This is a genomic window from Photobacterium piscicola, from assembly GCF_900166965.1.
GTDB classification, from domain to species: domain Bacteria; phylum Pseudomonadota; class Gammaproteobacteria; order Enterobacterales; family Vibrionaceae; genus Photobacterium; species Photobacterium piscicola.
This window is the reverse complement of sequence record NZ_FUZI01000043.1, coordinates 1-1,081: the sequence shown is the minus strand read 5'-3', so window position 1 is coordinate 1,081 and position 1,081 is coordinate 1. Positions and strand designations below refer to the sequence as shown.

Sequence of the window (1,081 nt, the reverse complement as noted above, 5' to 3'; positions counted from 1 at the left end):
AAGACAAAATTTTATTCTTTTTTATCAATCGATTAAAAAGTAAAAACTTTCTGTTGACGTCGCTCACATTACAATCAGTAAGAGCGAAATAAAAGCCCGTTCATTGAACGGGCTTTCATAAATTTGAGCCTGGCGATGTCCTACTCTCACATGGGGAGACCCCACACTACCATCGGCGCTATTACGTTTCACTACTGAGTTCGGCATGGGATCAGGTGGGTCCATAACGCTATGGTCGCCAAGCAAATTCTGGTTTATTTATTGTCTTATGACAATAAATAGCAATCTGGGAAAATCTAACTAGTTGTTCTCAACACGCATTCAAGTGTTTGCAGAGTCCGTCTCTTCTCTTATGAGAAGGAAAACCCCTTGGGTGTTGTATGGTTAAGCCTCACGGGCAATTAGTATCAGTTAGCTCAATGCCTCGCAGCACTTACACACCTGACCTATCAACGTTGTAGTCTTCAACAACCCTTTAGAGACCTTAAAGGTCTAGGGATGACTCATCTTGAGGCTCGCTTCCCGCTTAGATGCTTTCAGCGGTTATCGATTCCGAACTTAGCTACCGGGCAATGCATCTGGCGATACAACCCGAACACCAGCGGTTCGTCCACTCCGGTCCTCTCGTACTAGGAGCAGCCCCTCTCAATCATCCAACGCCCACGGCAGATAGGGACCGAACTGTCTCACGACGTTCTAAACCCAGCTCGCGTACCACTTTAAATGGCGAACAGCCATACCCTTGGGACCGACTTCAGCCCCAGGATGTGATGAGCCGACATCGAGGTGCCAAACACCGCCGTCGATATGAACTCTTGGGCGGTATCAGCCTGTTATCCCCGGAGTACCTTTTATCCGTTGAGCGATGGCCCTTCCATTCAGAACCACCGGATCACTATGACCTGCTTTCGCACCTGCTCGAATTGTCATTCTCGCAGTCAAGCGGGCTTATGCCATTGCACTAACCTCACGATGTCCGACCGTGATTAGCCCACCTTCGTGCTCCTCCGTTACTCTTTGGGAGGAGACCGCCCCAGTCAAACTACCCACCAGGCACTGTCCGTAACCCCGATAAGGGGTC

Annotated in this window: 2 rRNA genes; both read right to left on the bottom strand. The window is 49.2% G+C overall.

Annotated features, from left to right (window positions below):
* Window positions 1-127 precede the first annotated feature (127 nt).
* Window positions 128-243 (bottom strand): 5S ribosomal RNA (rrf, locus tag CZ809_RS20765).
* Between the two features lie 137 nt (window positions 244-380).
* Window positions 381-1,081 (bottom strand): 23S ribosomal RNA (locus tag CZ809_RS20760); the annotation flags it as partial.